Origin of the sequence: Paenibacillus sp. LjRoot56 (genome assembly GCF_964253335.1) — a bacterium.
Lineage (GTDB): Bacteria > Bacillota > Bacilli > Paenibacillales > NBRC-103111 > Paenibacillus_E > Paenibacillus_E allorhizoplanae.
Window position 1 is genome coordinate 489,207 of the sequence record NZ_CAXURV020000004.1, and the last position, 26,268, is coordinate 515,474.

The window sequence follows — 26,268 nt, forward strand, 5'->3', positions numbered from 1 at the left end:
GTACGTCAACTTTTCGAACCATAGTTCAAGGGACATGTTCATTAAATTACCAAAAACCCTTGCTCCGAAGAACAAGGGTTGACAGCCTTGCAACAATTAAGATTTGTTTTTACTTATGTTATTAAGGCTTGGCGGGAAATCATCCGCTTTCTGTTTCTTTAGTGTCTGTGCCTCTTCCGTGAAGTGCGCAGCATTTTGTTGGTTATTTTTTTTATCCGGCCGATTAACTTTAGGCATTCCTTTCACCTCCATCATCTCAACCGTAGTATGAGAAGGTGATCCTGATCTTATGCCAGAAGTCGGAAATCCTTAAGGTAATTAACGATTTTCTTTATATAATTCTTTGATGACTAGAAACTCATCGAGATTGCTTAGAAACAAATCAACAATAAGAGGGTCAAAATGCTTACCACTTTCAGATTTCAATAAATCCAGAACGCGATCTAATTCCCATGCTTTCTTATATACCCGATCACTGCACAGTGCATCAAATACGTCTGCTAAGGCTGTTATTCTGCCATATAAGTGAATGTTTTCCCCACTTAGCCCTTGTGGATAACCTGTACCGTCGAATCGTTCATGATGCTGATGAGCAATAATCGCCGCGGCGTGCAGTACCTTTTTATTTGAATGCTTGAGCATTTCATAGCCTAAATTAGAATGAGTTTTCATAATTTCGAATTCTTCCGTAGTTAAGGAGCCCGGTTTATTAAGTATGGCATCTGGAATCCCAACTTTGCCTACATCATGCATCGGTGTTGCTAATCGAATCGTTTCAGCTTCCTGCTCAGATAAGCCATACTTCAGAGCTAACAGTCGTGAATACTCAGCCACTCGCTTTACGTGATGACCGGTTTCCTGCGAACGCGTTTCCGTGATCTCGCCCATCGTATAAATGATTTCCTGTTGCGTACTCTCAAGTTCATTGTTCAAATAAATATTCTCAAAAGCAACCGAAACGTTCGCGCAATAAATATCCACGAGGTAATGCTCCCATTCGCTCAGCGCATTAAAACCGTTCATATAAATCACGTTCTCCATCCCCATCTTACTTTGGAAATAGATGATGAAACGATCTGCAGCAAAGCTGCTTTTACGTGTATGAAAAGCCAATTCAATTTCCTCAAGAACATCAGTGGGAACTACATCCCGTGCTCTTGCATCTTGATTCGCCGCATAATCACCGCTAGCTGCAAGAATGTAGATGTCCTCGATCCCTTTCGTCACCGCAAAACTACAATGAATCGCATTCTTATGTAAATTAACGATGGAGGTCATTTGGGTCAGTACGCCTGACGCAAATTTCTTCATGGACTGTAATTCAAACAATGTCGCCGATGACTTAATAATTTCTTCCAGGCCAATTCTACTCTTCTCAATTGTTTTGATATCACGAAAGGAGCGCAGTGCCGTAACAACCGTAGTAAATAATTTCTGCGAGGTTAACTCCGTCTTTTCTTTATAATCATTAATGTCATAATCCATGATAACTGTTCGCTCAGGCGCCTGTCCTGGCTGTCCAGTTCGCAAAATAATACGTACAGCTTGATTATTCAGTTCTTCACGAATGTATTTAACAATTTGCAAACCTGCATCTTCGTATTCCATAACAACATCTAATAAAACAAGAGCCGTTTGCGGCTGTTCTTTCAGAAGTTGTTTCGCTTCCAAAGCAGAATAGGCACTATGAAACGCCAGTTTTCTGCCAGCAAATTCGAGATCCTGTAACACCATTTTCGTTACTTGGTGTATTTGCTTCTCATCATCGACAATAAGTACGATCCACGGGTCTTGTTCCACAGTCCTTAGATTTGCTGCAACGCTGTCTTCCTCAGCAGCAAAAAGAAGCTCATCCTGATCGACAGACTCCACTTCATTAGTCATATCTCAGCTTCCTCCTCTTTGGGGATTGTAATTGCAAATAAACTGCCCTGTCCTCGTACGCTTGAACATTGAATCGTACCATTTAACGATTCTTTCACAAGGTTATACACGATATTCATCCCTAGGCCTGTCCCGCCTTGACCGCGGCTGGTTGTGAAGAATGGATCAAAAATATGATCCAACACCTCCTCGGACATCCCTTTCCCATCATCGGAATAGGCCAGCATGACATGATCGGGATAGTCTAGTACTCGGATACATAAACATCCTTCATCATCAGCAGTATCGTAAGCATGATTCAGAGAATTCATTACTAAATTCGTAATGATTTGAGATAACGCACCTGGGTACGTATACAACTGCAGTTGATCATCGCAGTAAACATCTAGTTGTATACGTGTTTTCTTAAGTACAGGCTTCAAACTTGCGATAATCCCTTCCACATATTCTTTGAATAGGAAGGTTCGCTTCATCTCTACACTTTGATCCACTGAAATTTGCTTGAAACTTTTTACTAAAGAAGAAGCTCGTTCCAAGTTAGATTGAACCATCACTATGCTCTCATGGGAAATGGATAGAAATTGCTCCAAATCGGATTTCTTCATTTTCCCTGCTTCATACAAGGCTTGAAACTCTTTCGCCTTCTGATCCAAGTAACTTATAGCCGTTACACCAATACCAATTGGGGTGTTAATTTCATGCGACACGCCTGCAACTAAATTCCCTAGTGCCCCCATTTTCTCCGAATGTACGAGCTGATCTTGTGTAACTTGCAAGGTATTCAGAGCCTGCTGCAGCTCCTGATAACGTTCATCCAAATTGCTGACCATATCATTAAAAGCATCAGAAACCTCGGCAATTTCTGGTGAAGCTTTGAATTGCAATTTAGGCAGTTCGCCACCTTGCTTCACAATGACTGCCGCTTCACGCAACCGGCTTAATGGCCGGATAACAATGACTCGCAGAATAAGCCATAATAAAATCGATAATATAATTGCAATACTAAGTCCAACGAACAGAATCAGTTTCGTTCTTTGTTTGAGCAGCAATTCCTCTTCCGATGAGTCGAAAATAACCTCTACTGCCCCGACAACAGAACCATCTTCTTGCAGTGGTGCCGTTAATCGAACGATCGGCCTATCACTCTCGGCAATTGGGATACGATCTACAATCGTCTTGTCTAGCTTAGGAATCACGATTTTCGCGGCATTCAGAATCGTTCCTACCTCTTGTCGATTCGAGGAGGCTAAGATTTTTCCTTGTTTGTCATACAGCTTCATATCCATAACGCGATTATTCTTATATTGAATGTAATCGAAAATCTGCTGGATATCGGAGATCGATCTCGATTCTTCATAACGACCGTTGATTGCAATCGTCATACCGCTGATTTGACTTACATATGCTTCACGGATCGATTGATTCAAGCTGATCGTATCAAACACCATCATCGTCGAGATCATGCCCGCTGTGACCGCTGTTACTAGGAATACAATACGTTTCTGTAAGCTTAATTTCTTTTGACGAAAAGACATCAACACACCTACTTCACATCGAACGTAACTGTTTTGCTAACATCGTAAGGCGTGTGGTCGTTATTATGTAAGGAGATCTTCACTTCATGCGAACCTTTACTTAAATGATCCAATACCTTTTGCTTTGTTGTGACTACGATCTTCTCACCCTTGTCTAACGATATATGAACATGACCTTCACCTTCTACACGTTGTTGATCATAATGTTCCTTCGATAACTTCAGATCCGTTGTCAGATCTAAGGTGACAGTATCATCTTTAACAACGTAAGCGACTTCTAAAGTAGGTGTAAACGCAGGTGTGTTGGACGTTGTCGTTTTGGCTTTCCCACAACCAGAAATTACGATTGTTAATGCTGCTAATAAATACAAACCCTTAAATTTATTCATTTTCATCCCCCATGAAGATGTTTTTATATCTATAGATGCCCAAAAAACTATCCTCTCTAGCTTAAGAATAATCAGTTAATTTGTCCACTTTTATTTTGGTAACATGTGTAAGAATGCACCCAATATAGCGAATAGTTAATTTATTCGAAATTGTCTGACAATTAATGTCGAATCCGCATGATAACACTCACATTTTGCGCTTACCCAGGAAATAATTTCATTTCCCGAATCCGAATTATTTCCCCAATTTTGGTGCAATGTAGTAAAGTCGCTTTTCATAGCTTTCCCTTGTCTTTATGAACCCTAAGGAGGTTTCCCCCATGACAGAAACCAATCAGCATCAACAGCCAGTTCAGCACGCCATCGACGCCGCTGATCATGCCATTCTTCAAGCGCAAGACGCCCAGCATAAGCTGCAAGTCGCCATAACCGAAGCTAATCCCCATGCGATTCAATCTGCTCAAGCGGCACTTGTTCAAGCAGATCAACAGGTTTCGCAAGCCCAAAGACAATTAGCTGAATTTGCCAACGAACAGTTTGGACAGCAAATCAAGCAAACGTTCGAACAGTTAAACCAAGCTGCTCAGGATATTGAAGCTAATCAAGAAAAGTTCCATACGCCAAAGCAGGTTCGGTAACCGCTTTGCCTCCCAAAAGTGATCGATATTCGATCACTTTTTCTTTTTAGGCATACATTATGTTAAACTACGTAGGAAGGTTTTCAAGTTATTTGGGGAGGCACTACTTACATGCTCGTGATTGGAATTGCCGGAGGTACCGGTTCAGGTAAAACAACAGTAGCAAAATCGATTATTACAAAACTCGGATCCACGAACGTGACTTTAATTTCACAAGATAATTATTATCTTCATCATAGCGGACTGACCTTTGAAGAGAGGGAACGCATTAATTATGATCATCCACGTGCTTTTGAAAATGAATTGCTCCTTCAGCATTTGAATATGTTGAAAAGCGGGCAGCCCGTCGACATTCCCGTCTACGATTTTTCTAAACATGCTCGCTCACAAGAAACGATCCGTATTGATGTAAAACCCATTGTGCTGCTTGAAGGCATTCACGTTCTAACGGATGAGGACCTCCGCGGCGCGTTAAATATTAAAGTGTTCGTGGATACAGACCCTGATGTACGCATCCTACGTCGTCTATCTCGCGATATTAATGAGCGCGGTCGTTCCTTACAATCCGTTTTCGACCAATACTTAACGACAGTTAAACCTATGCATGATGCATTTATCGAACCGTCCAAAAAGTATGCCGACATCATTATTCCTGAAGGCGGAGAAAATCAAATCGGTATCTCGCTGCTTACCATTTTGACAGAACGCTATATGACGGATCAAGCTGCAAATTACGAAATCGGCTAGCATCAGAAACAGCAAGAAGCCACCTTCCTTTATCTAGGGAAAGTGGCTTCTTTTCATGCCGTACGAGCTTTGAAAATGAAACCTGAGAGACCAAACAACAAGTACACAAGGCCAAGAAAGTAGAAAATACTGAAGACGCTCAAATAGTGAAGAGCTATGCCGCCTACTAAAGGACCAATGATACTCCCTACACTATATTGAATGGAGGCAATAATATTGGCGGTTGGCAGCAAATGTCGCGGCAAAATATCTGCCGCATAGGCCAACCCTAACGAGAAGAAGGATCCTACCATGCCGCCTGCTACGCCTAAGCAAAGCCCAAGTCCCCATAAGTTTGTCCCAACGAAAGGCACACAACTGAACGCCAAAGCCCCTACAATGGCTGTACCCATGAGAATTGGCTTACGACCAATGCGGTCACTCCATATCCCAAGCGGGAGCTGCATGATGAGTCCACCGATCCCCGTTACGGGAAGTAAAAGTCCAATTGTAGACTCCGAAATGCCAATCCGAAGGCCATAGAGCGGAAAGTTGCTATTCATCGCAGCTTCCATGTAGCCAAAGAGCAAGGAAGTTATCAGCGGAAACCATGCTAATGAAATGACTGTTGTTGCTCGTTTATGCGCGGCTTCCGCACGTTCGGCTCGCTCTGGCTTCTCATTTTTCAGTCTCGTTAGCAGTAATAAGATTAGAAGAAAGAATATACTTGTGACCATAAAAGGCACCCAAATCCCCGCTTTAAGCAAGGTTATGCCTAATGGACCCAGACTAAATCCTACCCCGTAGGCCATTCCATACAGGGAGATATTGCGTCCTCTCTTCTCTTTCGGGCTGGAGGCTACTATCCAGAGTTGTGTAGCAAAATGTAAAGCACTGTCGCCGATACCCACTATTAGCCGCAGTACAAACCAAAAGCCAACCTGCTGCCAGACGGGGAAAAGGCAATTAGCAATAATAATTAAGCTCATCCCGATCATAATGACGGGTTTATAGCCATAACGACGAACAGGCTTCTCGATGAAGAACATCGTCGCGAAAATCCCAATATATAGGGCGGCCGCGTTTACACCGTTTGTATCTGTTGATACACCCGAACGATCTAATAATATCGTGAGTAACGGCAGGAGCATCCCTTGACTCATTCCCGCCACGATGATGACCAAGATTAATGTGGTTAATTGATAATTAGATCGCAGTAATTTAAGCGCCATTCCCGAAATCCACCGTTTCCCATCTCTCGGCACAGTCATTTAGCTTGCCATGAAGGGGAACACGGAACTGCGTAAATATGACGAGTCTAGCTTTTTTTATCCATTCTTTGAAAGATGGGTATGTAACGAAGAGGTTCGCATAACGATCGCTCATACAAATAAAGTGAGGCCCTGAGGATTTCTCCGTTAAAAAGTTTAGTGATGTATCGAGAGGCGTATATTTCTTACGCTTCCCTTCCCATTTGTCCACTTCAACTTGGAGATTCGTATCTACATCCTCCAACAGTTGTTCAAGATGCTTCAGACGGGCATAATAGGGCATTTCCGATCGGATATCCATTCTACGGAGCGTTTCCTCATGCTGTGGATAGAAGATCACACGAACGAATTTCCGTTCTTCTGCCCAAGCGATACAAGCACTCATTTCGTGCTCTGTCCAATCTTCGAATGTCTCGAAAACCATGACTGTTCCCTTATCTGAATTTGCCGGGGGTTCATACCCATAGGGTACTTTTATTTGGTCTCGTGCCATAGCTTCCTCCTCTAGTTGATCTTGCATGTCGTTGGTATGATGGAATTACTTACACATATACCTAGTATACCCCTTCCATCTCCATGAAACCATTGCCCAGATTGGATTACAGGATCGCGTTACGTTATAATTTGAGGGTACGTATTATTTATTAAGGGAGACCTATAGGATGAGAGATCCAAGATTACAAACTTTTGCCCGAAACATTATTCGATATTCCGTGAGCCTACAGCCCGGTGAGAACATATTGATTGAAATGATTGGTGTTAAAGATCCAGAACTTGCGAAATGCTTAATTGAAGAGGTTTATGCAGCCGGGGGTAATCCATTCATTGAATTGCGTGATCCTGCCATTACGCGGAGCTTGCAAATGAAAGGAACACAAGAACAATTCAGCACGTGGTCTGCTATTGAACTTGCTCGCATGAAACAAATGGATGCCTATGTAGCTGTTCGCAGCGGAGATAACATCACGGAATCTTCTGATGTGCCTGACGAACAAATGAAACTGTTCCTTAAGTACTTCCAGCGTCCAATCTTTGATGAGCGTATTAACAATACCAAATGGGTCGTTATGCGTTACCCGAATCCGTCGATGGCGCAGCTGGCTGGTAAAAGCACGGAAGCTTTCGAGGATTTCTACTTTAACGTCTGTAACCTGGATTACAGTAAAATGGCAAAAGCGATGGAATCCCTCGTTGATTTGATGAACCGCACGGATCGTGTCCGTTTGGTCGCCAAAGGTACGGACCTCAGTTTCTCGATCAAAGGCATAGGCGCTGTTCCTTGCTCCGGACTTCGAAACATCCCAGACGGCGAAGTATACACAGCACCTGTGAAAGATTCCGTAAATGGTACAATCAGTTACAATACACCGACGATTTACTCGGGTACTTCTTTTGAGAACATTGTCCTGACCTTCGAAAATGGCCGAATCATTAATGCGACAAGCAACGATACCAAGAAACTGAATGAGATCTTGGATACGGATGATGGCGCACGCTATATCGGCGAATTCGCAATTGGTGTGAACCCCTACATTCAACATCCGATGAAAGATATCTTATTTGATGAAAAAATTGACGGCAGTATCCATTTCACACCAGGTCAAGCCTATGAAACCGCAGATAACACCAATCGTTCATCTGTCCACTGGGACATGGTTCTGATTCAACGTCCTGAGTATGGTGGCGGCGAAATTTATTTCGACGATGTGCTCATTCGTAAAGATGGCCGTTTCGTCATTCCAGAGCTCGAAAAGCTTAATCCAGAGAACTTAATGTAGTTAACTATAAGAATAGACGGTAACTTAAAAAGCAGTTGAGACCTCCGAGTAGATTCACTCGGTAAGCTTCAGCTGCTTTTTAGCCTAGCCAATGGAAAATAGTATTTCCCGCGGATTCTGAGTGCTTAGGCAGGTTAGTTGGAATAAGCTTTGACATTTGACTCACCTGGCCAACTCGAATAGGTGAATGTTCACTTGAAAGTATACGCACCTCAGTTCCTTTCGGTACGAAAGGGAATAATTGCTGTATGTCGTCATTTGTTAAACGAATACAACCTAAGGACTTCGCTTCCCCGATCGAGGTTTCATCATACGTGCCGTGTAAAGCGATAGATCCCAGTCCTAAGCCTGCATCACCATAGCTTTGACTTGTCTTACCTTTTGGCTGCTGCACTCGCTCTATAACCCGATAAACGCCATCAGGTGTGCTGCCATTCGCACCGAGTCCAATTTCTTTGTCCCATAGCAAATATGAGCCGCTAACGAGCTGCAACTGATAATCACGCTGATTGACTTCGAGATGCACAGGTTCATAGGGAACCTCATCCCCTCCAACGACATTCGCATAGAACATATGCGCAATATCTGCCGCTTTGGGGTTAAATACCCAGCCCCCATCCCCCTTATAGGCTGATTTGATCTCATTCGAACCCGAAAGAGCTTCAATCGGGATGAAGCTCAAGTAATTTAGTGGATAGTCTTGCAGGAGTTCATCTATTCGTGTGGGCGCTTGTCCCACATTGTCGCAATAGGATGCCAATGCGGTTCGAACTAAATTAGCACCAATCGCGCTAAGCGGTTGGTGCTCTTCAAATTCAGCGTTCAGAAATCGGATGTGAACCAACGCATCTGCCTCTGGCTGATACGTTGCGATAACCAGCGCACGCTTAATATCATCCTCATTGGTCAACAGCATCGTTTTCCCTTTATCCACATTATCCTCCGTGACAATCCCATAGAGGAGAATCGTTGACTTCGGTATTTCCTTTGCCAAAACCAAGGCTTGAGCATGGAGCTTCTTCTCGATTTCTGCATGTGACATCTCTGGCGAGAGATACAGAATAAAAGGCTTGTCTACCGATTCGTAGGTTACTTGCGGGCCTGCACTCCACAATTTCATTTTACTAATCGTCCGTGGTATTGCCTGATCTCCAGCAAAAAACATAACTAAAAGGAAATTGAGGATCAGAAGGACAAGCAACAACATTTTCATAAATTGCGGTAATAAAGGCTTTTGCTTCTCGGGCAGCGTCTGTTCTAGATTCGCAACATGAGTGGCTTGCTGCTGATCAAGGAGGTGAATCGCACGATTTGCAGCAGAATAGAACGGCGAGGGATAGGTTTTGAGCACTTCCTTGTAATGAAACCTGGCTCTCTTCCAATTCCCTTTCTCACGAAATTTCTGCCCCAGATTGAAATGGGCTTCCGGCGAATTCGCATCCAAATAACGAATAACCTTTTCATGGTAAAGTGGATCAGCATGACTAATGAACAAATTCTTGTGCAAATGGACGAGGTGATCATCGAGTTGGTTACGGAATCGTTGGTTTCGTCGGATCATTTGGCTCCTCTCCGTTCATAAATTTAGCTCGTCACACATGTTGATTGATACATTTAGTATCTCTGATACATAATGTATCATGAGCGAAATGGAAAGACAACCTTTTTTCCGACTTAAGCATTGACGTACGCCATCAATTAGAAAAAGACGCCCTCAGCCTTGATAAACAAGGATAAGAACGTCATCTAATTCATGCTATTAACTATTTAATGCGCGACAGTATTATAGGTCATGATCCAGATGGAACCGGCTACGATGGTTACTAAAATAACTAGACCAAATAGCAGCGCCATAATGTTCCACCGTGCATTCTCACCTTCTTTGACATGCATGAAGAAGAACAACTGCACACCAAATTGCAGAACGGCCATTACTAAAATTAATACCAATGTACCTGTCTTCCCAAGCATATGGTTCATGACAACCACGAGTGGAATGATGGTCAGAATGATAGATAACGCAAAACCGATAATATACGATTTCAATGATCCATGCGACCCGTGATTGTTATGAGATTCTGTATGTGGTTGGCTCACTTACATCACCCCCATGAGATAGACGACTGTAAAGACGAAGATCCAAACGACATCCAAAAAATGCCAGTACAAGGAAATGATCTCTACTTTACGTTTCGTAACAGTTGTGATCCCGCGACGCTTCAGTTGAAATATTAGACCAATCATCCAAAGTAGACCAACGGAAACGTGCAAACCGTGTGTGCCAACTAATGTAAAGAAGGCCGATAGGAAAGCACTCGTACTGATTGTTGCGCCCTCATGGTTAACCATGGTAATGAATTCTGAGAGCTCTAGTCCAACGAACGATGCTCCTAATATCACGGTCACAATCAACCAACCGATTAATTGCTTCAGATTTCCTTTGTGCATACCCAGTACAGCTAAACCGCTAGTAAAGCTGCTCGTAAGCAAAATGAAGGTTTCCGCAATAATTCCCGGCATCTTGAATAACTCTTCCGGTGTTGGTCCGCCATTCGTATTTTGATGAAGAACGATATAGGTTGCAAATAACGAGCCGAATAAAATAACGTCAGTGATTAGAAATATCCAAAAACCGAACGTTTTGAGCGATTCGTGCTCTTGTTCATGATCGTGTTCATGGTCATGTGCACCATGTGCAGCTGCGTGTGCCATTATACCTTCACTCCTTTCCAAGCGGCGTCTTCCGTCTTCTTCACTTCATCCGCTGGAATGTAGTAATCCGTATCATAGCTGAAGGAACGAGCAATCATACAGATGGCAACACCAATTAATGATGGAATGGTTAGCCACATCCAATCCCAGACGAATCCGAAGCCCGCAAAAAACCATAACAGCGATATAATAAACGGAATTGCTGAGTTTTTAGGCATATGAATCGGTTCATAGGTAGTTGGTCTAGATTGTTTCTTGCCTGTCCCTTGCTTCGCTTCCCACCAAGCGTCAGCGACTTCTGCTTTAGGCAGTACAGCAAAGTTGTAAAGTGGTGCTGGTGAAGGAATGGACCATTCCAGTGTACGTGCATCCCACGGATCGCCAGTAACATCTTGTTCTCTGAACTTAATGGAGTGAGCAATTTGCCACACTTGGAAAATGAAACCAAGACCCATTAAGAAACCGCCGACGGTCGAAACCATGTTAAGCGGGCCCCAACCCATATCCCAGCTATACGTATAGGTCCGACGAGTCATTCCGTCTAAACCAAGGAAGTATTGCGGCATGAAACATACATAGAAACCAATGTTCCACACCCAAAATGCCCATTTGCCCAAATGCTCATTGAGTTTAAAGCCGAACATTTTCGGCCACCAGTAGTAGAGACCTGCGAAATATCCGAATGCTACCCCACCAATTAATACTTGATGGAAATGGGCAATCAGGAAGTAACTATTATGAAATTGGAAATCAGCTGGAGCGACAGATAACAGAACCCCAGTCATCCCCCCAACAACGAAACATGGAATAAATGCGATTGTCCATAGCATCGGAGTCGTGAAGCGAATTTTCCCTCGGAACATCGTGAAGAGCCAGTTAAATACTTTTGCCCCTGTAGGAATCGCAATTAGCATTGTACTTATCGCGAAGAAAGCATTCACATCCGCGCCGGAACCCATCGTAAAGAAGTGATGCGCCCAAGTAAAGAAGGATAATAAGCTGATGATCAGCATCGCGAATACCATCGATTTGTACCCGAACAGCTTCTTCTTCGAGAAGGTTGATACGATCTCGGAGAAAATACCGAAGGCTGGTATCACGACGATATAAACCTCAGGGTGACCCCACATCCAAATTAAATTGATATACATCATCGGATTGCCGCCGCCGTCCAAGGTGAAGAAATGGGCACCAAAGAAGCGGTCTAAGAATAATAACGCTAGTGTAACTGTCAAGATTGGAAAAGCAAAGATAATCATAATACAGCTTGAAAATACGGACCACGTAAACATCGGCATTTTCATCAACTTCATACCAGGTGTACGCATTTTCAAAATGGTCACAATGAAGTTAATCCCTGTTGCCAAACTTCCAATACCTGAAATTTGAATACCCCAAATGTAGAAGTTCTGGCCCACCCCTGGGCTATGTGACAATTCGGATAGTGGCGGATAGCTGAGCCAACCTGCATCTGGTGAACCACCGATAACGAACGAAACATTGAATAACATAGCGCCCCAGAAGAACATCCAGAAACTCAGTGAGTTCAAGAATGGGTATGCGACATCGCGCGCTCCGATTTGCAGAGGAACAACAATGTTGAATAAACCAAACATGAGTGGCATCGCCATGAACAAAATCATGATTACACCATGCGTTGTAAAGATTTGATTATAGTGATCTGGCTGTAGGAACTGGCTATCCGGAATCGCTAGCTGTAACCTCATTAGAAGCGCATCTACACCACCGCGGAATAACATCAATAACGAACAGATAATATACATTATTCCAATTCGTTTATGATCGACGCTTGTCAACCATTCCCGCCAAAGCCAACCCCATTTTCGGAAGAACGTGAGTACGAATACCATGGCTACTAACGAGAGCCCGATACTAACCTGGGCTCCCAGAATCATGGGATCGCCCGTTACGAAAAACTCGGATGCAAAATCTTTAATTTTATCCAGCATGAGCAGATCTCCCTTTCATAAAACTCTGATCTATCACTATTTACTTCGACATATTCATCTGACTATGATCCATTTGCGAATGGTCCATGGAGCTTTCTTTCTTTATATCCTTTGAATCTTTGCTTTCATGACTAGCTCCGTGACCATTGTGAACAGGCTGACCGTTCGTATATTTCGTTACGATTTGTTCGAAAAGTCCGTCCGGGACCTCTGAGAAATATCTCACACCAGACTTGCCTGGCAATGCTAATTCATCGTATCCTTCTTTGGTTAATTTCGTAGGGACTTTCTTGGTCTTCGCAATAAATGAATCAAAGTCTTCACGCGAAGTAGCATTCACGTCAAACGTCATGTCAGCGAAATGTTCACCACTGAAATTCGCCCCTGTGCCAAAATAATGGCCGATCTCATCCGCTTGCAAATACAACGTCATCGCCATGCCTGACATCGTATAAATTTGCCCGCCTAATTGTGGAATCCAGAATGAGTTCATTGGCGCATCCGAAGTGAGCTCGAACTTAATTGGTGTATCCTCTGGAATTTGCAAATAATTCACAGTAGCAATCCCTTGCTCTGGATAGGTAAACAACCATTTCCAATCTAGTGATGTCACTTGAATGGTAATCGGTTCTTTATCCGACTTCAATGGTTTCGACGGTTCCAAAGCATATGTGTACTTCAGCGTAACCACAGCCAATGTGACAATGATGATGATCGGCACAGCCCACCAAACGATTTCGAGTGAGGTACTGTGAGACCAATTTGGTTTATACGATGCCTTATTGCTTTTGCTATCGCGATATCGCCACACAATCCAACCCGTAAGCACAAGAACCGGAACAAGGATTACCCCACATAAAATAGTTGCAATCACAATTAAATCTCTCTGCTCTGCACCAACGGGTCCTTTAGGATCCAACACCATAGCTTGGCTGCAGCCAGAAAGTACTAAGATGATGGCGACCATCATGAAGAGCATTCCTGCTTGTACAAGCTTTCTCTTCTTCATCCACTTAACCTCCCAATCAACAAATCCTGCCTGTTATCAACATATCATCTTGTTCGTCAAAGTTCACCATCACAAAGTCAACTTAACAAATACGTCAACGGTTCGACGTAGTAATGTAAAACAAATGTCACAGAACGTTTGTTGACTCTGCTGGAAAAATATGAACAGCAAAAAGCCTTCCAAGTATTAAACTTGAAAGGCTTGCATAGTATTCCTTCGAACCCTCGTTCTCATTCGCTCTTGGAAACATTGCGAGAGTGTACCAAATGAATAGCGGTGCGAATCACATAAATGTGGACACTACCGACCATGAACCCAATACCCACCATTAAAGTTGTATTGCGATCACTGAAGCTTTCTAAACTGACTAAGCTAAGTACTAAACCTATAGCAAGCAACGCCCACGCGGCAAAAGTCATTAATTTCACTAACGGCATCACATCACGTTCAACACGCTCAACGGAATTTACGGACACGGCTCTATTTGACATTATCATCATCACTCCTGACTTAAATGTAAGTGCTTTAAAACTAGTATAACACAAAAATCAGATTTTGTTCATATTTTATTCACACGATGATCAAAATTTGGACAAAAATACACTGGGTAATTTCATATTGTAATTTAGTATTGACATTTATTGAATTATGTGTTATAATAAAATATTTGATTGACATTTAACTTTCCAATGAATATGATAATTCCATGTCTTATCACACTTATCATTCCAATTTGGAGGGTTTCGCATGCAAATTTCAGAAGGACTTTATTCCGTTGACTTATCCGTCCCACTCATGGGACGAATCAACGTCATTCATCCCGCCTTATTCGTCGATGAGCAAGGAGCTGTACTTGTAGATACAGGCTACCCTGGTACTCTTCCACTCCTACATAAAACATTAGAAAACTTAGGCGTTGATGCATCGACTTTGGATTCCGTCATCCTTACACATCAGGATATCGATCATATCGGAGGTTTACCTGCTCTTCTCGAAGCTTCCTCCCACCCCCTTGAAGTATTCGCTTCTGAACTAGAAAAACCTTATATTCAAGGCGATAAAATGTTAATTAAAATAACCCCCGCATCGATTGAACGTGCTGTTGCGAATTTACCTGCCGACACGACTCATGAGTGGCGAGACGCGTTTCAACGTAACCTTGAGAACCCGCCGAAGGCACCGGTTAACACCCTTTTGGAAGATGGTCAGGTAATCGACAGATGTGGTGGAATTGTTGTAATCCTCACGCCTGGCCACACACCTGGTCATTTGAGCCTTTATCATAAAAAAAGTAAAACATTAATCGCCGCGGATTCCATGGTTGTCGCTGAAGGCGAACTTCAAGGACCTATACCAGCTTATTGCGCTGATTATCCAATAGCCCTACAATCATTGAGAAAATATTTGCAATTCGATATCGAACAAGTTCTATGCTACCACGGCGGCTTAATCACCGATAAAGTGAATCAACGAATCGCTGAAATCGTAAATTCAATAGAAACTTAAAGAACCAAAAAGGGCTGACAACCGTATAAGATCTACGGTAGTCAGCCCTTGCTACTATGTACGTTCTACTTCAGAAGTGTATAGCTGCCGATAATAGGAAGAGGTTTTACTTGACCTTGCGCTGCTGCAACAATGCCCAGCACAGCCAAAATCACCAAAGCCAAGTTAGCAATCGGCTGAAGGATCCAACCAATGAACGGGATAATGCCGAGAACCACATTCACAATGACCCATGCCAAAAACAAAGTAAGTCCTTGATTGGCATGGTACCACGCAAACTTGGATTCCTTCGCCGCGATTAACGGGATGAAAAACAAAATGTACGCAAGAATCGCCATTCCCTTGTTACTTTGAATATCTGTGGAATCGTACATGGACAGCACCTCATCTTCTCAGAGTTTTACTCTTCCATTATATTCAAATTTCAGCAGCTATTCATCCGCCTAGTGGACAAATCTCAAATTATTTTTGACCAACCTTCCACTCGTGCCAAGCCTTCAGCAACTCCTGCTCTCGCCCTGGTTTTAATCCAGCTACTCGAATAATATCAGTGCCTCGACCTTGATCCCATTCCCGTGTATCTTTCACGGTGTCAATTAGTGCTCTCGTCGTTAATCCCGATTGGAACGCTTTTGCATTGTTTAACTGCAACATGCCGATCAAGCTGTCGCTTGGCAGCCACAGCGGCAGCTCCATCCATGGACCCACCCCTTTTTCAACTAAGAACTCTTCCGTCACCCAAGTAAGCGTCGACTCCACATCGTTGTCGTTAGATCTGCAAGTTTCCATAACCTCTTCCATTGAATACTCATTTCCACTCGCATGGATAGTTCCTGTTACGCCTTGTTCAATCAGACCTATCGTCCACTTCGCTAGGTCACGTACGTCTATGAATTGAAGCTTTCGCTCTTTGGGCAGCGGAACTAAAACCTCGCCGCCTCGTTGTAAACGAGCAGGCCAGTAAGTGAATCGGTCTGAGGCGTCATAAGGCCCTACGATGAGACCTGGGCGAATGATGAGTGCTCCAAGAGGAAATGCTGCTTGGACAACCTGTTCACATTCCGCTTTGAGAGCCCCGTAGCGCTGTCCAGGATCTGTTGCCTCTTCAAGCTGTAACACAGGTGCCGCTTCATCTAAATGGACCTGCTTTAAATCCGCGTACGCAGATACGGTAGATATGAATGTGTAATGCTTTGCACGTCTTTTCAATATTTCGGTTGCTGCCATCACAGACTCCGGCTCATAGCCACTTGTATCAATGACCGCATCCCACTCCCTATCCTGCAGTTTAGTAAGGTCGGTATTCCGATCACCTAGAAGGTGATGGACTTGAGGAAATGCAGCAGCATCGTTAAGACCACGATGGAACAGTGTCACTTCGTGTCCTTTCGCGAGTGCTGCTTCCGTCAGTGCTCTTCCTAGAAATTTGGTGCCGCCAAGGATCAGAATGTTCATGTGTGACCTCCACCTCGCTCCGGGTTTACTTGAATGATCTCATCTAATATAGTTCTCGCTTTTCTTACCTTCTCTTCCTCAACTGTCCCACTCACACTTCCATTTTCTCTTACAGCTGTGCCAAGGTGGACATTATGCACCCCTGTAGCTTGGACAAATGAACTCAAACTATCAAGTGTGAGTCCACCACCTGGCAAGATATTTAAGTGACTGCCGCGGGTAAGAGCCATAAGGAGTCGTATCTGCTCAACAGCATGAAGTACACTTGTGGATCCTCCCGATGTGAGCACGGATTGAATTTGTTTATAAGACATCAGCATTGGCAAAGCTTCTGCTTGTTCTTCTATTTCGTCGAAGGCCCGGTGAAAAGTCACAGGCAAAGAAGTAGCCGCTAACAAATTTTCAAGATTGTGGCGATCAATCTTCTTCTCCGGTGTCAACACGCCAAATACAAGAGCGGTGGCACCTGCTTGCTCCGCGCCTTGGATCGTATCGATCATCGTTGCGATGTCTTCCTCAGACATATGAAAGGACCGAGCATGCGGACGAATCATCACGTGCACAGGGATATTCACAGCAGATATGATTTGCTTAACAAGCTCTATCTCGGGTGTCAAGCCTCCAAGTTGCAAATTTGCAACAAGTTCAATCCGATTTGCGCCGCCAGCTTCAGCTCGTAAAGCATCTTGCAATGTAGTCGCGATTACTTCCAATAGCATGTTTCGAACGACCTCCACTTTCATATATATGAATTCCCACTCTCACTCTAACACAAAGTGGACAACACAAAAAACTCCATTAATCTATTCGATTAAGGAGTTGTGTTACCCTATGGGAAATGTATGTCCTAAATATTCGAAGCTTTTTGCCATTGTTGTTGATGCACTTCGACGAGCTCAAGATTGGCAAATGAACGACTAAGCTTCAACATTTTCTCCGTTGCTGCTAATTTCGGCAATGGTGCACTCATAGGCTTGCCTTTGTAACATACGATAAACAACAATTTCATCACCTTCGCTTTCTAGGATTACAACGTTTGGTTGGCTTTGCTGCTATATCATTCGAAAGACCCCCTCAGATTTGAGGGGGTCTTTCGACATTTCGACAAATTTCGCTTCGGGTTATATTACACGATCGCCAGTTCAGATAACTTTGCCCGAACTTCTTGTGCTAGTTGAACAGCATCTGCCTTGCGATTCACGACATCGACGCGATCCATATCAACGATAAGAACTTCAGACGCATGATAATGATTCATGACCCAGTCATCATAACCTGACCAAAGCTTACGATAATAATCAACCAATGATTGATCCTGTTCAAAACTGCGGCCACGAAGACCAATGCGGTACATGACGGTTTCGAAGGAAGCCTTCAAATAAACCATCAGATCCGGCGCCTTCTTAGGCAGCTCCGCCAACTCTGACATCATGTTATCAGCCAAGCCCTCATAAACATCAAATTCTAATTGTGAAATGCGCCCTAGCTCGCGGTTCACCTTGGCAAAATACCAATCTTCATAAATACTTCTATCCAGTACATTTCTGTTATGTACTAATGCCTGTTTAATGGCCTTAAAACGCGTATTCAAAAAGTGCAATTGCAGCAAAAACGGATACCGATGCTTTTCGATTTCTTCCGGTGAAGCTGTGTAAAATAACGGTAATATCGGATTATCATCGACACTCTCATAGAAAACATTCGAATTTAGTTCTTGCCCAAGTAAAGTGGATACTGATGTCTTACCAAGACCGATCATTCCCCCAACCACAATCACTGCCATTGACCCCTTTCTCCTTCTACCCAATCGTAATTTACCTACTGTCAATTCAGCAAAGCTTACCTATTATACAAGGAATTCAAAGGTGAGGGAACCCTCTATTTTTTCCTTTATCATTTGACTTAGTTGTTGTTGAAGAGTCCAAGTACTTGGCCACGCAAAATTCCCGGCAACGTCTGCTCATATTCTACATAATTTAGGAAATCCTCAATGTAACCCACAAAAAAATTAAGAACACAGTGTGATGAATTCATCTGCCATACTGTCCCTATTTATAAGTACTTAACAACTATCCATATGACAGAGGTGTATCGATGATTTACGGAACTAAGCTACTAGATACAGATTCAGAATTATTTGCTGCTGCCCTATCAAAAACGCCAGTGTTCGTATGGTCACTCGATCAATTAGGCGTTTATTACCAAGTAACTACAGGGATTATCGTTAAATACACGCCAGATCATGTACAAGTCTACAATGAAAATAACACCACTATTTCCACTTGGTATTCAAGAGAAACTTCGGAATTTAGTATTGCATTCTAAAGAAATGAGAAAACCGCCGATACCGGTTCAACCCGTCGGCGGTTTTCAGCTTCTTATCGTGTGTAACACAAGCAAATCAATTATGCTCCCCCGTATACGTTGGCAAGAACACATCAATAGTCGTCCCATACCCCACTTGGCTCTGGATGGTCATAGTTCCTTTGTGCGCTTCGACAATCTTGAAGCACATCATTAAACCTAAGCCAGTTCCCTTCTCTTTCGTTGTATAAAAGGGCTCCCCTAACCGTTTCAATCGTTCCTCCGGTATGCCACATCCGTTATCTTGTGTCCGAACTCTAATCTGATCATTCTCGTGCAAGGAAACGATTAATTTGATTTGACCGTCCTGCGGCATCGCTTCCATCGCATTTTTGATCAAATTGATGAATAATTGCTTCAAATGCATCTCCGAACACGTAATCTCAGGTATATCTGATTGGAATTCCAAGACAAGCTGTACGTTACAGAGTACGGCTTGCGTATCCAGAAGGGCAATGACCGATTGCAAGATCGTCACTAAATCGCTTTTTTTATACGTAATGGCTTCCGGCTTAGCGATCACTAGGAATTCACTAACAATGAAATTGATCCGATCCAACTCCGATAACATGATATCAAAATAATGCTTTTTATCTTTCAGATCATGCTGGAGAAGCTGCAAGAAACCGCGAAGCGAGGTAAGCGGGTTCCTAATTTCATGCGCTAGCCCCGCCGCGAGCTGTCCTGCTACGGACAGTTTGTCCGATTTGCGGAGAAGCTCCTCCGTTTGCTTCCGTTCAGTAATATCTCGTGTAATACCTGCGAATCCGAAAATATCACCTTTTTCGTTCCTAATGGGCGTTTTCGTTATACTCACATGGATTAATTGACCATCTTTACGAAGCCGAACCGATTCCATCCCTGTTATCTGCTTCCCTAGTCGCAATTCGTTATACATATCTTTGCGTTCTTTTTCCAAATAATCAGGATAAGTTGGTAATTTTCGATCCGCTAACTCCGCTTGACTCCAACCAAATATTTGCTCATGCGCGGCATTGATTGAGATCACTCGCTCATTCAAATCCAGTACACAAATTGCGTCCGTGGTGTTATTAATAACAGATTCTAGAAGCTCCTTCGTTTCTCTGAGCTCAGTTTCCATCCTCTTGCGTTCCGTAATATCGACACATGAACCAATAACCTCTACCATGCGCTCACTCTCCATAATGGGTCGCAATGAAGTGAGATAGGTAATCCCCCGGAAGGTTGCTTCAAACATCACATTTTCTTCGCCATTCCAAGCTCGATGGTAATAAGTTTCTATATAACTGGCCAAAAAGGCTGGCCAAATATCATGTAGCGTATTCCCTAAAATGTGTGATGGCTTAAAACCCAAACGATAAAGCAGCTCACCGTCACACAATGTATGGATGAAATTCCCATTTATTTTTCTGAACTTTAAAGTCATCCCCTGTTGTCTTCGTACAGTGTCATGGAGATCCTGTTGAGCGACTCGCAACGATTCTCGATCACGATTGAATTGCGTGATATCCTTCGCGATTAAATACACGCCATCCAATTTATCATTGACAATGATCGGAACATTTTTGACTCCTAATTCAATCTGTTCGCCACTCTCTTGCTGAAACACCAACATATAATTATCATTTTGCATGAGTATGCCGTCAGCAGATTCGAATCTCGTGTTATTCTGCAGAAAAATATGATGGATAAATTGAGAGAGCAATTCTTCTTCAGGGTAGCCTAGAATCCGCTCCATGGCTGGATTGACACCTTGTATCCGACCATGGATATCACAGGTCAAAATACCTGCCGGATTATGCTCAATTAATGATTTATAGCGCTGTTCGCTTTCCGCCAGTTTACGTGCCATGTCAGACTGTTGGGAGATGATCTTAACTTGCACAATGAATGCCTGAGGTTTGTTGTCAGCATCTCGCATGATTGACATCCGCCAGTCAACGCATAGTAAAGATAAATTCTTATGTAGGATACTGATCGTTTCTTGATAGGTAGGTAACTCTCCACCAAGTAAATTTTTCATGATACGCTCTATGCGACGCACTTGATTAGGTTCTACTAACGAATTCATTTGCGTTGTAAGGAGCTCCCGCTCCGAGTAGCCGACGATGTCGCACAAGCTGCGATTTATTTTCAACCAATGACCCTCAAGCGAAATCAGAGCCATTCCCATTGTAGTGAATTCAAAAATCGCATCGAACGATGGCTCCATTTCCGAATGCTTGTTCATATATTTTCCCCCAGGGTACATGCTTAGATGGTGATCTTCACCGTTTGATAGATTCGACAATCCCACTAACAATCCTGCACTTAGAGCCTTAAGGATCGAAATTGTTCACGAAATATGCCCTTGCTTTCCATCATTATGTTAGAATGGAAAGGTTCATTATTCTTCATCTCACGTTATAGGAGGTTGCTCCCTTGCCCAATATTTGGACACATTTAATTTTCGGTCAAAAAGCGATGAACCAACTTGGCCACACTTCGGTTCTAAACGATAAACAGCAGCGTCACATCTTTTCTCTTGGCTGCCAAGGACCTGATTTCCTTTTCTACCACAACTTTCTACCTTGGCAAAAAGACAAGAAATTAAATACACTTGGTAGTCTCATGCACAAGGAGTCCTGTGGACCCTTTTTACTTGAGCTAGTTCGACAGGTGCAGGGTCGCGGCCTTTATAATCCTGCGGTTCTCTATGTTCTCGGTTTTCTAACACACCATGTTTTAGATCGCAATTTACATCCTTATGTATTCTATAAATCTGGTTTCAAGAAGTGGGATCATCAACGATTTGAAATCATCATGGATACACTTTACGCAAAGCATGAACGCGATATCCAAACGTGGAAAACGCCAGTATGGAAAGAGATATATGTAGGTGAAAAGTTCCCCTTGGGCATCGTTCCGGCTCTTACGGCTGCAACCGCAATCCATTACCCAGGAATCGCCTCACAAATGCAGGATTCCGATTGGGACGACGCCTACTATGACATGATCCGTGCACAACGGCTATTTCATGATCCGCATGGAATTAAACGAATATTGACAGTTGGTCAAATATCACCATTGGTTTACACAAAGCATCCCGCTCCACGCGATTATTTTAATGAAGCCAAGACGACTTGGAACTGTCCAACCGATCTGAATGAAACTTATACGTACAGTGTATGGGAATTGTTGGAGACAGCGATGAATGATGCCGTCCTTGTGCTTGAAGCAGCCATTCAAGTCTTGCAGCGAGGCACCGAAGCTGACTACGACGCACTTCGCGAAGTTCTCGGAAACCGCTCATACGAATCGGGTAAGAATTGCGAGCTAAACTTGCCGATTACTTATGTACAACCTATCTTGTAGAATAGCTAGGCAATCTTTACATAGTCAATATATACTATTCGTTTCGGAACGTTGGTTTCGGTCTATACGAATGAAAAAAACCATGAATATTGTCATTCATGGTTTTCATTATGCCTACTAGATGGGATTTGCCAGTCGATCTCTGTCATATCAAGTCGATTCAGCACGGTATTGACGTTAGAAAAAGGCTTGCTGCCAAAGAAACCACGATATGCCGATAACGGGCTTGGATGGGCCGATGTGATGATTACATGTCGAGTGGTGTCGATCAGAGTTCGTTTGGCCTGTGCGTGGCTTCCCCATAGCAAGAAAATGACAGGCTTCTCACGTGCACTTAATGCTTGTATGATCTGATCCGTGAATCTTTCCCAGCCCATTCCCTTATGCGAGTAAGGTAGTGCCTCACGAACGGTTAATACCGTATTTAACAACAGAACGCCTTGTTCTGCCCATGCTTTCAAATAACCATGATCAGGCACCATACAGTCGAGATCTGACGCTAGTTCTTTGTACATATTTCTTAACGAAGGAGGAATGGCAATCCCTGGCTTCACAGAGAAACTAAGTCCATGAGCTTGTCCACTCCCATGGTAAGGGTCTTGCCCAAGTATTACAACCTTTGTATCCTCAAAGGAGGTCCACTCCAATGCAGTAAACACTTCATCCGCTGGTGGATAGATCGTGTGCTGGGAATACTCTTCCTGCAGAAACTGTTCAAGCGCCTTATAATAAGGTGCTTGAAATTCGTCTGCCAAAACCGTCAACCAATCATTTGTAACAGGTTTCACACCGTAGTTCCCCCATCTAGTCATTCAGTACCTAGTGCACCAGTAGCAACATCCATCAGCACAATCTTCCCGTCTGTTTCTGTTCCATCTGCTAGAACTAGCTTCAACTTGGGAGTTTTCCCTTTTTGAACAAGTGCTTGTACTTGTGTGTCGGTTAAGCTTCGACCGAAGCTTTCCTTCCAAATAACGAAGGAGCAGCCTTCCTTATAATGCGAGCAGCCGTAGCCCTTTCGACCCATAAAGAGGGAGCCGCCACAGCCAGGTCTAGGACAAGTTGCAATGAACGTACTAGCTCCATCCCCTGCAGGTTTCGCAGCAGGCGCTCGCTTCTTCGCAGGAGCTTTCGGTGCACCGTCTCCACGAGCCGCCGTCTTCGTTGTTGCTGAGCCACGTTTGCCAGATGATTCTGGCGCATTCTCGCCCTCGAAATCCGTTTTCGAAGCTCTAGCTTGCTTGCGCACCTTATCGACAATCAGCGTCGCAAATCGCTTCACATTGTGCATAAACTGGTCGTCCGATGCAGTGCCACGGGAAATTTCGTTCAATCTGCGCTCCCATTGCCCTGTCATTTCAGGTGACGTTAACAGCTCAATGCCCGCTCCGCGAATCAATTCAACAACCATTCTGCCTTTCTGGGTCAAAATGATTTTCTTCCCCTGCATGTCGATATAGCCGACTTTCTTCAATCGTTCAATCGTTGCTGCTCGTGTCGCAGGCGTGCCCAAACCGGAGTCTTTCATCGCATCGCGGAGCTCTTCATCCTCAATCTGCTTCCCTGCGCTCTCCATTGCCTTCAGTAAGGTACCTTCATTAAAATGCTTAGGTGGCTGTGTGTCTTTCTCTTTAACAATCGCATCCGTACACAGCACGTCCCCATTCGCATCGATGGAGAACGGTTCGTTGACTTCGACCTCTTCGTCGTCATCAGTGTCTTCCTTTTCTTTCCCTTTGGTCGCCTTCACCTTTTCCTTCTTCTGATCAGCGTAAATGACCTTCCAGCCTAGCGATAACAATTCTTTGACAGTTGTCTTGAAAAGCTCTTGTTCCACTTCCGTCATGACGGTATGCACCTTGTAGGCAGCAGGCGGGTAAAATTGGGAGAGAAAACGTCTAACAATAAGATCGTACAATTTCTGCTCATCCGGACTTAGTCCTGAAGCCTTCTTATTCGTAGGCAAAATGGCATGGTGATCCTCAACCTTGGTTGGATTACAAATAAATTTATTATTAATATGAACAAGATTGCGATTCGCACCTTGTACAAGTTCGTGATAAGCCGTTCCTTGCAAGGCGTTTAGCGCCTTATGCATATCCGGAATATTTTGCTCCGTCACATAGTTGGAATTCGTTCTAGGGTAAGAAATAACCTTGTGCTTCTCATACAATGCTTGCGCCGTATCCAAGGTTTTCTTCGCCGAGAATGCATATTTCGCATTAGCCTCACGTTGCAGCAAGGTCAAATCATACAATTTGAATGGGAATTCTTTGGTTTCTTTCACCTCATAGGACTGAATCCGTGCAGGTTTCCCTTTTACCTTTGCAGCAAGCTCTGCCGCCTTCTCACCATCTGTGAAACGTTCACCCTGCCACATGCCCCGGTATGGTGTTTCCCCTTGCGCGAAGTGCCCCTCCAGCTCATAAAATTTGAGTGAGGAAAACGCTTCGATCTGCTTTTGGCGATCATAAATCAGCGCAAGCACCGGCGTTTGAACGCGTCCCACTGATAGCAACACATTATGTTTCGTCGTAAACGCACGTGATCCGTTCATGCCAATCAACCAATCCGCTTCACTGCGAGAGCGCGCGGCGCGCGTCAAGTTCTCGTATTCGGCGCCATCCTTTAACGTGGCAAACCCATTGCGAATCGTTTCCGACGTTAAATCGGAGATCCAAAGCCGCTTAACAGGCTGATTGAGCCCCAGATGCCGCTGGATAAGGGAGAAAATATGCTGCCCTTCTCGCCCCGCATCGCACGCATTAACCAGTTGATTGCACTTCTTCGCTAACTCCGCGATCACCTTGAGCTGATCATACGTACGTGGGTTAGGAATTAACTTAAATTCAGAAGGGATAATCGGAAGATGATTAATATTCCACTTTTTATATTTTTCGTCATAATGATCTGGTTCCGCCAGCTCAATCAAATGTCCGATTGCCCACGTGATGATATATTGCTCACCTTCTAGATGAGACCTCATATTTTTGGCTTTTGGTTCTATTGCGGCAGCTATGTTTCGCCCCATATCGGGTTTTTCCGCAATAATTAATGTCTTCAACCACAAATCGCTCCTATCATGTGATTCCCGAAGTCATACTGGAAATCAGATTCTGTCGATTCAGTGTATCCCACTTTATTATCGCCTGCAATATCGATTGCGTGAATTATGACTTTTGGCATAAAAAAAACCTCTCACACCACCATAGAAGTGGAATAAGGGGTTTACATGGATGTATGGAAATGAAGTTATCATGATAGGTCAAACATATTAAACCAATTTCCCATTCCAATAATAACTATCTTCCCGATATACCTTGAAAGCAATTTCAACCTCAGGAATCCCGAGTGATAAAATATGTTTAGTCAGAACCTCTGCATAGGCATCACGAATTTCCTGCCCTCGCTCGAACCAGCCTACTTCAACAAATGGATAGGTTGCACAGATCTCACCTTGGAAAATAGAGACGACCGGCAAACATTCCAACATGAAATTGTCTGTACCACAAGCACAGACAGCAGCCAATTCGGATATCAGCGCTGTGCTAATAGATTGAATTTGAGGAACGCTGATCCCTCTTATTATCATATGAGGCATTGTCGAAAGCTCCTTTGCTTGCTGGAGCGGTTAAGCTCTCATTAATTCTTTTATGGTTTGCAAGGAGACCCCTGTTTGATGGTAAATTTCAATA

At 43.5% G+C, this 26,268-nt stretch carries 28 protein-coding genes; 6 read left to right on the forward strand and 22 right to left on the reverse strand.

Features of this window, described 5'->3' with window-relative positions; all coding sequences use genetic code 11:
• Positions 1–96 precede the first annotated feature (96 nt).
• From ACSQ8O_RS28030 to ACSQ8O_RS28045, 4 genes are all read right to left on the reverse strand, one after another.
• Positions 97–237 carry a hypothetical protein gene (locus ACSQ8O_RS28030; RefSeq protein WP_164483575.1) on the reverse strand — a complete coding sequence of 47 codons (141 nt, stop codon included), beginning with the start codon at positions 235–237 and terminating at the stop codon, positions 97–99.
• Between the two features lie 81 nt (positions 238–318).
• A complete protein-coding gene (locus tag ACSQ8O_RS28035) occupies positions 319–1,884 on the reverse strand; it encodes a DUF3369 domain-containing protein (protein ID WP_436244363.1) in 1,566 nt (521 codons plus the stop codon).
• The gene (locus ACSQ8O_RS28040; RefSeq protein WP_436244364.1) at positions 1,881–3,419 is read right to left on the reverse strand and encodes an ATP-binding protein; all 1,539 of its coding nucleotides are present in this window, start codon (positions 3,417–3,419) and stop codon (positions 1,881–1,883) included. Before ACSQ8O_RS28040 ends, ACSQ8O_RS28035 begins: the two co-directional genes overlap by 4 nt.
• Positions 3,420–3,427: 8 nt before the next feature.
• Positions 3,428–3,808 carry a hypothetical protein gene (locus tag ACSQ8O_RS28045; protein ID WP_436244365.1) on the reverse strand — a complete coding sequence of 127 codons (381 nt, stop codon included), beginning with the start codon at positions 3,806–3,808 and terminating at the stop codon, positions 3,428–3,430.
• Positions 3,809–4,128: 320 nt separating this feature from the next.
• Here ACSQ8O_RS28045 and ACSQ8O_RS28050 point away from each other — a divergent pair, with 320 nt between their 5' ends.
• Both ACSQ8O_RS28050 and udk read left to right on the forward strand, forming a co-directional pair.
• Positions 4,129–4,446, forward strand: coding sequence for a hypothetical protein (locus tag ACSQ8O_RS28050; protein WP_436244366.1), 318 nt, complete (start codon positions 4,129–4,131; stop codon positions 4,444–4,446).
• Positions 4,447–4,557: 111 nt separating this feature from the next.
• The gene (gene udk / locus ACSQ8O_RS28055) at positions 4,558–5,193 is read left to right on the forward strand and encodes a uridine kinase (RefSeq protein WP_056621175.1); all 636 of its coding nucleotides are present in this window, start codon (positions 4,558–4,560) and stop codon (positions 5,191–5,193) included.
• Positions 5,194–5,246: 53 nt separating this feature from the next.
• On the opposite strand, the gene ACSQ8O_RS28060 is transcribed toward udk, so the two are convergent.
• Both ACSQ8O_RS28060 and ACSQ8O_RS28065 read right to left on the reverse strand, forming a co-directional pair.
• Complete coding sequence (locus ACSQ8O_RS28060; protein WP_436244367.1) at positions 5,247–6,404, reverse strand: MFS transporter; 1,158 nt, start codon at positions 6,402–6,404, stop codon at positions 5,247–5,249.
• Positions 6,394–6,936 carry a hypothetical protein gene (locus ACSQ8O_RS28065; protein WP_436244368.1) on the reverse strand — a complete coding sequence of 181 codons (543 nt, stop codon included), beginning with the start codon at positions 6,934–6,936 and terminating at the stop codon, positions 6,394–6,396. The genes ACSQ8O_RS28060 and ACSQ8O_RS28065 overlap by 11 nt, the downstream gene beginning before the upstream one ends.
• 169 nt (positions 6,937–7,105) lie before the next feature.
• On the opposite strand from ACSQ8O_RS28065, the gene ACSQ8O_RS28070 reads away from it, so the two are divergent.
• Positions 7,106–8,221 (forward strand): aminopeptidase, encoded by a 1,116-nt coding sequence (locus ACSQ8O_RS28070; RefSeq protein ID WP_436244369.1) that lies wholly within the window; start codon positions 7,106–7,108, stop codon positions 8,219–8,221.
• Positions 8,222–8,300: 79 nt separating this feature from the next.
• Here the strand turns inward: ACSQ8O_RS28070 and ACSQ8O_RS28075 are convergent, their stop codons facing one another.
• From ACSQ8O_RS28075 to ACSQ8O_RS28100, 6 genes are all read right to left on the reverse strand, one after another.
• A complete protein-coding gene (locus ACSQ8O_RS28075; protein WP_436244370.1) occupies positions 8,301–9,782 on the reverse strand; it encodes a L,D-transpeptidase family protein in 1,482 nt (493 codons plus the stop codon).
• Positions 9,783–9,988: 206 nt separating this feature from the next.
• On the reverse strand, positions 9,989–10,318 hold the full coding sequence (gene cyoD / locus ACSQ8O_RS28080) for a cytochrome o ubiquinol oxidase subunit IV (protein ID WP_056621164.1): 330 nt from the start codon (positions 10,316–10,318) through the stop codon (positions 9,989–9,991).
• On the reverse strand, positions 10,319–10,933 hold the full coding sequence (gene cyoC / locus ACSQ8O_RS28085; protein WP_436244371.1) for a cytochrome o ubiquinol oxidase subunit III: 615 nt from the start codon (positions 10,931–10,933) through the stop codon (positions 10,319–10,321).
• A complete protein-coding gene (locus tag ACSQ8O_RS28090) occupies positions 10,933–12,903 on the reverse strand; it encodes a cbb3-type cytochrome c oxidase subunit I (protein WP_436244372.1) in 1,971 nt (656 codons plus the stop codon). Before ACSQ8O_RS28090 ends, cyoC begins: the two co-directional genes overlap by 1 nt.
• 40 nt (positions 12,904–12,943) lie before the next feature.
• Entirely contained in the window at positions 12,944–13,912 is a 969-nt protein-coding gene (cyoA, locus tag ACSQ8O_RS28095) for a ubiquinol oxidase subunit II (protein WP_236284836.1), read from the reverse strand.
• 230 nt (positions 13,913–14,142) lie between these two features.
• The gene (locus tag ACSQ8O_RS28100) at positions 14,143–14,403 is read right to left on the reverse strand and encodes a hypothetical protein (protein WP_056621159.1); all 261 of its coding nucleotides are present in this window, start codon (positions 14,401–14,403) and stop codon (positions 14,143–14,145) included.
• 256 nt (positions 14,404–14,659) lie between these two features.
• Between ACSQ8O_RS28100 and ACSQ8O_RS28105 the strand changes: the two genes are divergently transcribed.
• Positions 14,660–15,418 (forward strand): MBL fold metallo-hydrolase, encoded by a 759-nt coding sequence (locus tag ACSQ8O_RS28105; RefSeq protein WP_436244373.1) that lies wholly within the window; start codon positions 14,660–14,662, stop codon positions 15,416–15,418.
• 65 nt (positions 15,419–15,483) lie between these two features.
• On the opposite strand, the gene ACSQ8O_RS28110 is transcribed toward ACSQ8O_RS28105, so the two are convergent.
• The 5 genes from ACSQ8O_RS28110 to ACSQ8O_RS28130 form a co-directional block, all read right to left on the reverse strand.
• The gene (locus ACSQ8O_RS28110; protein ID WP_056621150.1) at positions 15,484–15,792 is read right to left on the reverse strand and encodes a DUF4870 domain-containing protein; all 309 of its coding nucleotides are present in this window, start codon (positions 15,790–15,792) and stop codon (positions 15,484–15,486) included.
• Between the two features lie 88 nt (positions 15,793–15,880).
• Positions 15,881–16,873, reverse strand: coding sequence for an NAD-dependent epimerase/dehydratase family protein (locus tag ACSQ8O_RS28115; RefSeq protein ID WP_436244374.1), 993 nt, complete (start codon positions 16,871–16,873; stop codon positions 15,881–15,883).
• Positions 16,870–17,592 (reverse strand): copper homeostasis protein CutC, encoded by a 723-nt coding sequence (locus ACSQ8O_RS28120; protein ID WP_436244375.1) that lies wholly within the window; start codon positions 17,590–17,592, stop codon positions 16,870–16,872. Before ACSQ8O_RS28120 ends, ACSQ8O_RS28115 begins: the two co-directional genes overlap by 4 nt.
• A 128-nt stretch (positions 17,593–17,720) precedes the next feature.
• Positions 17,721–17,885, reverse strand: coding sequence for a hypothetical protein (locus tag ACSQ8O_RS28125; protein ID WP_436244376.1), 165 nt, complete (start codon positions 17,883–17,885; stop codon positions 17,721–17,723).
• Positions 17,886–17,999: 114 nt separating this feature from the next.
• Positions 18,000–18,656 (reverse strand): deoxynucleoside kinase, encoded by a 657-nt coding sequence (locus tag ACSQ8O_RS28130; RefSeq protein ID WP_056621147.1) that lies wholly within the window; start codon positions 18,654–18,656, stop codon positions 18,000–18,002.
• Positions 18,657–18,967: 311 nt separating this feature from the next.
• On the opposite strand from ACSQ8O_RS28130, the gene ACSQ8O_RS28135 reads away from it, so the two are divergent.
• On the forward strand, positions 18,968–19,198 hold the full coding sequence (locus ACSQ8O_RS28135) for a hypothetical protein (RefSeq protein ID WP_056621145.1): 231 nt from the start codon (positions 18,968–18,970) through the stop codon (positions 19,196–19,198).
• Positions 19,199–19,274: 76 nt separating this feature from the next.
• Here ACSQ8O_RS28135 and ACSQ8O_RS28140 read toward each other — a convergent pair whose 3' ends face one another.
• Positions 19,275–21,449, reverse strand: a complete 2,175-nt coding sequence (locus ACSQ8O_RS28140; RefSeq protein ID WP_436244377.1) for a PAS domain S-box protein — start codon at positions 21,447–21,449, stop codon at positions 19,275–19,277.
• Between the two features lie 191 nt (positions 21,450–21,640).
• On the opposite strand from ACSQ8O_RS28140, the gene ACSQ8O_RS28145 reads away from it, so the two are divergent.
• A complete protein-coding gene (locus ACSQ8O_RS28145) occupies positions 21,641–22,573 on the forward strand; it encodes a zinc dependent phospholipase C family protein (protein WP_436244378.1) in 933 nt (310 codons plus the stop codon).
• Between the two features lie 92 nt (positions 22,574–22,665).
• On the opposite strand, the gene ACSQ8O_RS28150 is transcribed toward ACSQ8O_RS28145, so the two are convergent.
• From ACSQ8O_RS28150 to ACSQ8O_RS28165, 4 genes are all read right to left on the reverse strand, one after another.
• Complete coding sequence (locus ACSQ8O_RS28150) at positions 22,666–23,385, reverse strand: uracil-DNA glycosylase (protein ID WP_436244379.1); 720 nt, start codon at positions 23,383–23,385, stop codon at positions 22,666–22,668.
• Positions 23,382–25,637: a DNA topoisomerase 3 gene (locus tag ACSQ8O_RS28155; protein ID WP_436244380.1), complete on the reverse strand. Its 2,256-nt coding sequence runs from the start codon at positions 25,635–25,637 to the stop codon at positions 23,382–23,384. The genes ACSQ8O_RS28150 and ACSQ8O_RS28155 overlap by 4 nt, the downstream gene beginning before the upstream one ends.
• Positions 25,634–25,759: a hypothetical protein gene (locus ACSQ8O_RS28160; RefSeq protein WP_268796235.1), complete on the reverse strand. Its 126-nt coding sequence runs from the start codon at positions 25,757–25,759 to the stop codon at positions 25,634–25,636. Before ACSQ8O_RS28160 ends, ACSQ8O_RS28155 begins: the two co-directional genes overlap by 4 nt.
• A gap of 88 nt (positions 25,760–25,847) precedes the next feature.
• A complete protein-coding gene (locus tag ACSQ8O_RS28165) occupies positions 25,848–26,174 on the reverse strand; it encodes a DUF1904 family protein (RefSeq protein ID WP_436244381.1) in 327 nt (108 codons plus the stop codon).
• Between the last annotated feature and the right edge of the window lie 94 nt (positions 26,175–26,268).

Excerpts from the sequence above, each read along its gene's own strand:
- ACSQ8O_RS28060 (WP_436244367.1), bottom strand. The coding sequence starts at position 6,404 with ATGGCGCTTAAATTACTGCGATCTAATTATCAATTAACCACATTAATC.
- ACSQ8O_RS28140 (WP_436244377.1), bottom strand. The coding sequence starts at position 21,449 with ATGAACAAGCATTCGGAAATGGAGCCATCGTTCGATGCGATTTTTGAA.
- cyoA (WP_236284836.1), bottom strand. The coding sequence starts at position 13,912 with ATGAAGAAGAGAAAGCTTGTACAAGCAGGAATGCTCTTCATGATGGTC.
- ACSQ8O_RS28100 (WP_056621159.1), bottom strand. The coding sequence starts at position 14,403 with ATGTCAAATAGAGCCGTGTCCGTAAATTCCGTTGAGCGTGTTGAACGT.
- ACSQ8O_RS28130 (WP_056621147.1), bottom strand. The coding sequence starts at position 18,656 with ATGGCAGTGATTGTGGTTGGGGGAATGATCGGTCTTGGTAAGACATCA.
- ACSQ8O_RS28150 (WP_436244379.1), bottom strand. The coding sequence starts at position 23,385 with ATGACTAGATGGGGGAACTACGGTGTGAAACCTGTTACAAATGATTGG.
- ACSQ8O_RS28090 (WP_436244372.1), bottom strand. The coding sequence starts at position 12,903 with ATGCTGGATAAAATTAAAGATTTTGCATCCGAGTTTTTCGTAACGGGC.
- ACSQ8O_RS28165 (WP_436244381.1), bottom strand. The coding sequence starts at position 26,174 with ATGCCTCATATGATAATAAGAGGGATCAGCGTTCCTCAAATTCAATCT.
- ACSQ8O_RS28045 (WP_436244365.1), bottom strand. The coding sequence starts at position 3,808 with ATGAATAAATTTAAGGGTTTGTATTTATTAGCAGCATTAACAATCGTA.
- ACSQ8O_RS28030 (WP_164483575.1), bottom strand. The coding sequence starts at position 237 with ATGCCTAAAGTTAATCGGCCGGATAAAAAAAATAACCAACAAAATGCT.
- ACSQ8O_RS28040 (WP_436244364.1), bottom strand. The coding sequence starts at position 3,419 with ATGTCTTTTCGTCAAAAGAAATTAAGCTTACAGAAACGTATTGTATTC.
- ACSQ8O_RS28120 (WP_436244375.1), bottom strand. The coding sequence starts at position 17,592 with ATGCTATTGGAAGTAATCGCGACTACATTGCAAGATGCTTTACGAGCT.
- ACSQ8O_RS28075 (WP_436244370.1), bottom strand. The coding sequence starts at position 9,782 with ATGATCCGACGAAACCAACGATTCCGTAACCAACTCGATGATCACCTC.
- udk (WP_056621175.1), top strand. The coding sequence starts at position 4,558 with ATGCTCGTGATTGGAATTGCCGGAGGTACCGGTTCAGGTAAAACAACA.
- ACSQ8O_RS28110 (WP_056621150.1), bottom strand. The coding sequence starts at position 15,792 with ATGTACGATTCCACAGATATTCAAAGTAACAAGGGAATGGCGATTCTT.
- ACSQ8O_RS28050 (WP_436244366.1), top strand. The coding sequence starts at position 4,129 with ATGACAGAAACCAATCAGCATCAACAGCCAGTTCAGCACGCCATCGAC.
- cyoC (WP_436244371.1), bottom strand. The coding sequence starts at position 10,933 with ATGGCACACGCAGCTGCACATGGTGCACATGACCATGAACACGATCAT.
- ACSQ8O_RS28035 (WP_436244363.1), bottom strand. The coding sequence starts at position 1,884 with ATGACTAATGAAGTGGAGTCTGTCGATCAGGATGAGCTTCTTTTTGCT.
- ACSQ8O_RS28115 (WP_436244374.1), bottom strand. The coding sequence starts at position 16,873 with ATGAACATTCTGATCCTTGGCGGCACCAAATTTCTAGGAAGAGCACTG.
- ACSQ8O_RS28070 (WP_436244369.1), top strand. The coding sequence starts at position 7,106 with ATGAGAGATCCAAGATTACAAACTTTTGCCCGAAACATTATTCGATAT.
- ACSQ8O_RS28105 (WP_436244373.1), top strand. The coding sequence starts at position 14,660 with ATGCAAATTTCAGAAGGACTTTATTCCGTTGACTTATCCGTCCCACTC.
- ACSQ8O_RS28065 (WP_436244368.1), bottom strand. The coding sequence starts at position 6,936 with ATGGCACGAGACCAAATAAAAGTACCCTATGGGTATGAACCCCCGGCA.
- ACSQ8O_RS28160 (WP_268796235.1), bottom strand. The coding sequence starts at position 25,759 with ATGCCAAAAGTCATAATTCACGCAATCGATATTGCAGGCGATAATAAA.
- ACSQ8O_RS28135 (WP_056621145.1), top strand. The coding sequence starts at position 18,968 with ATGATTTACGGAACTAAGCTACTAGATACAGATTCAGAATTATTTGCT.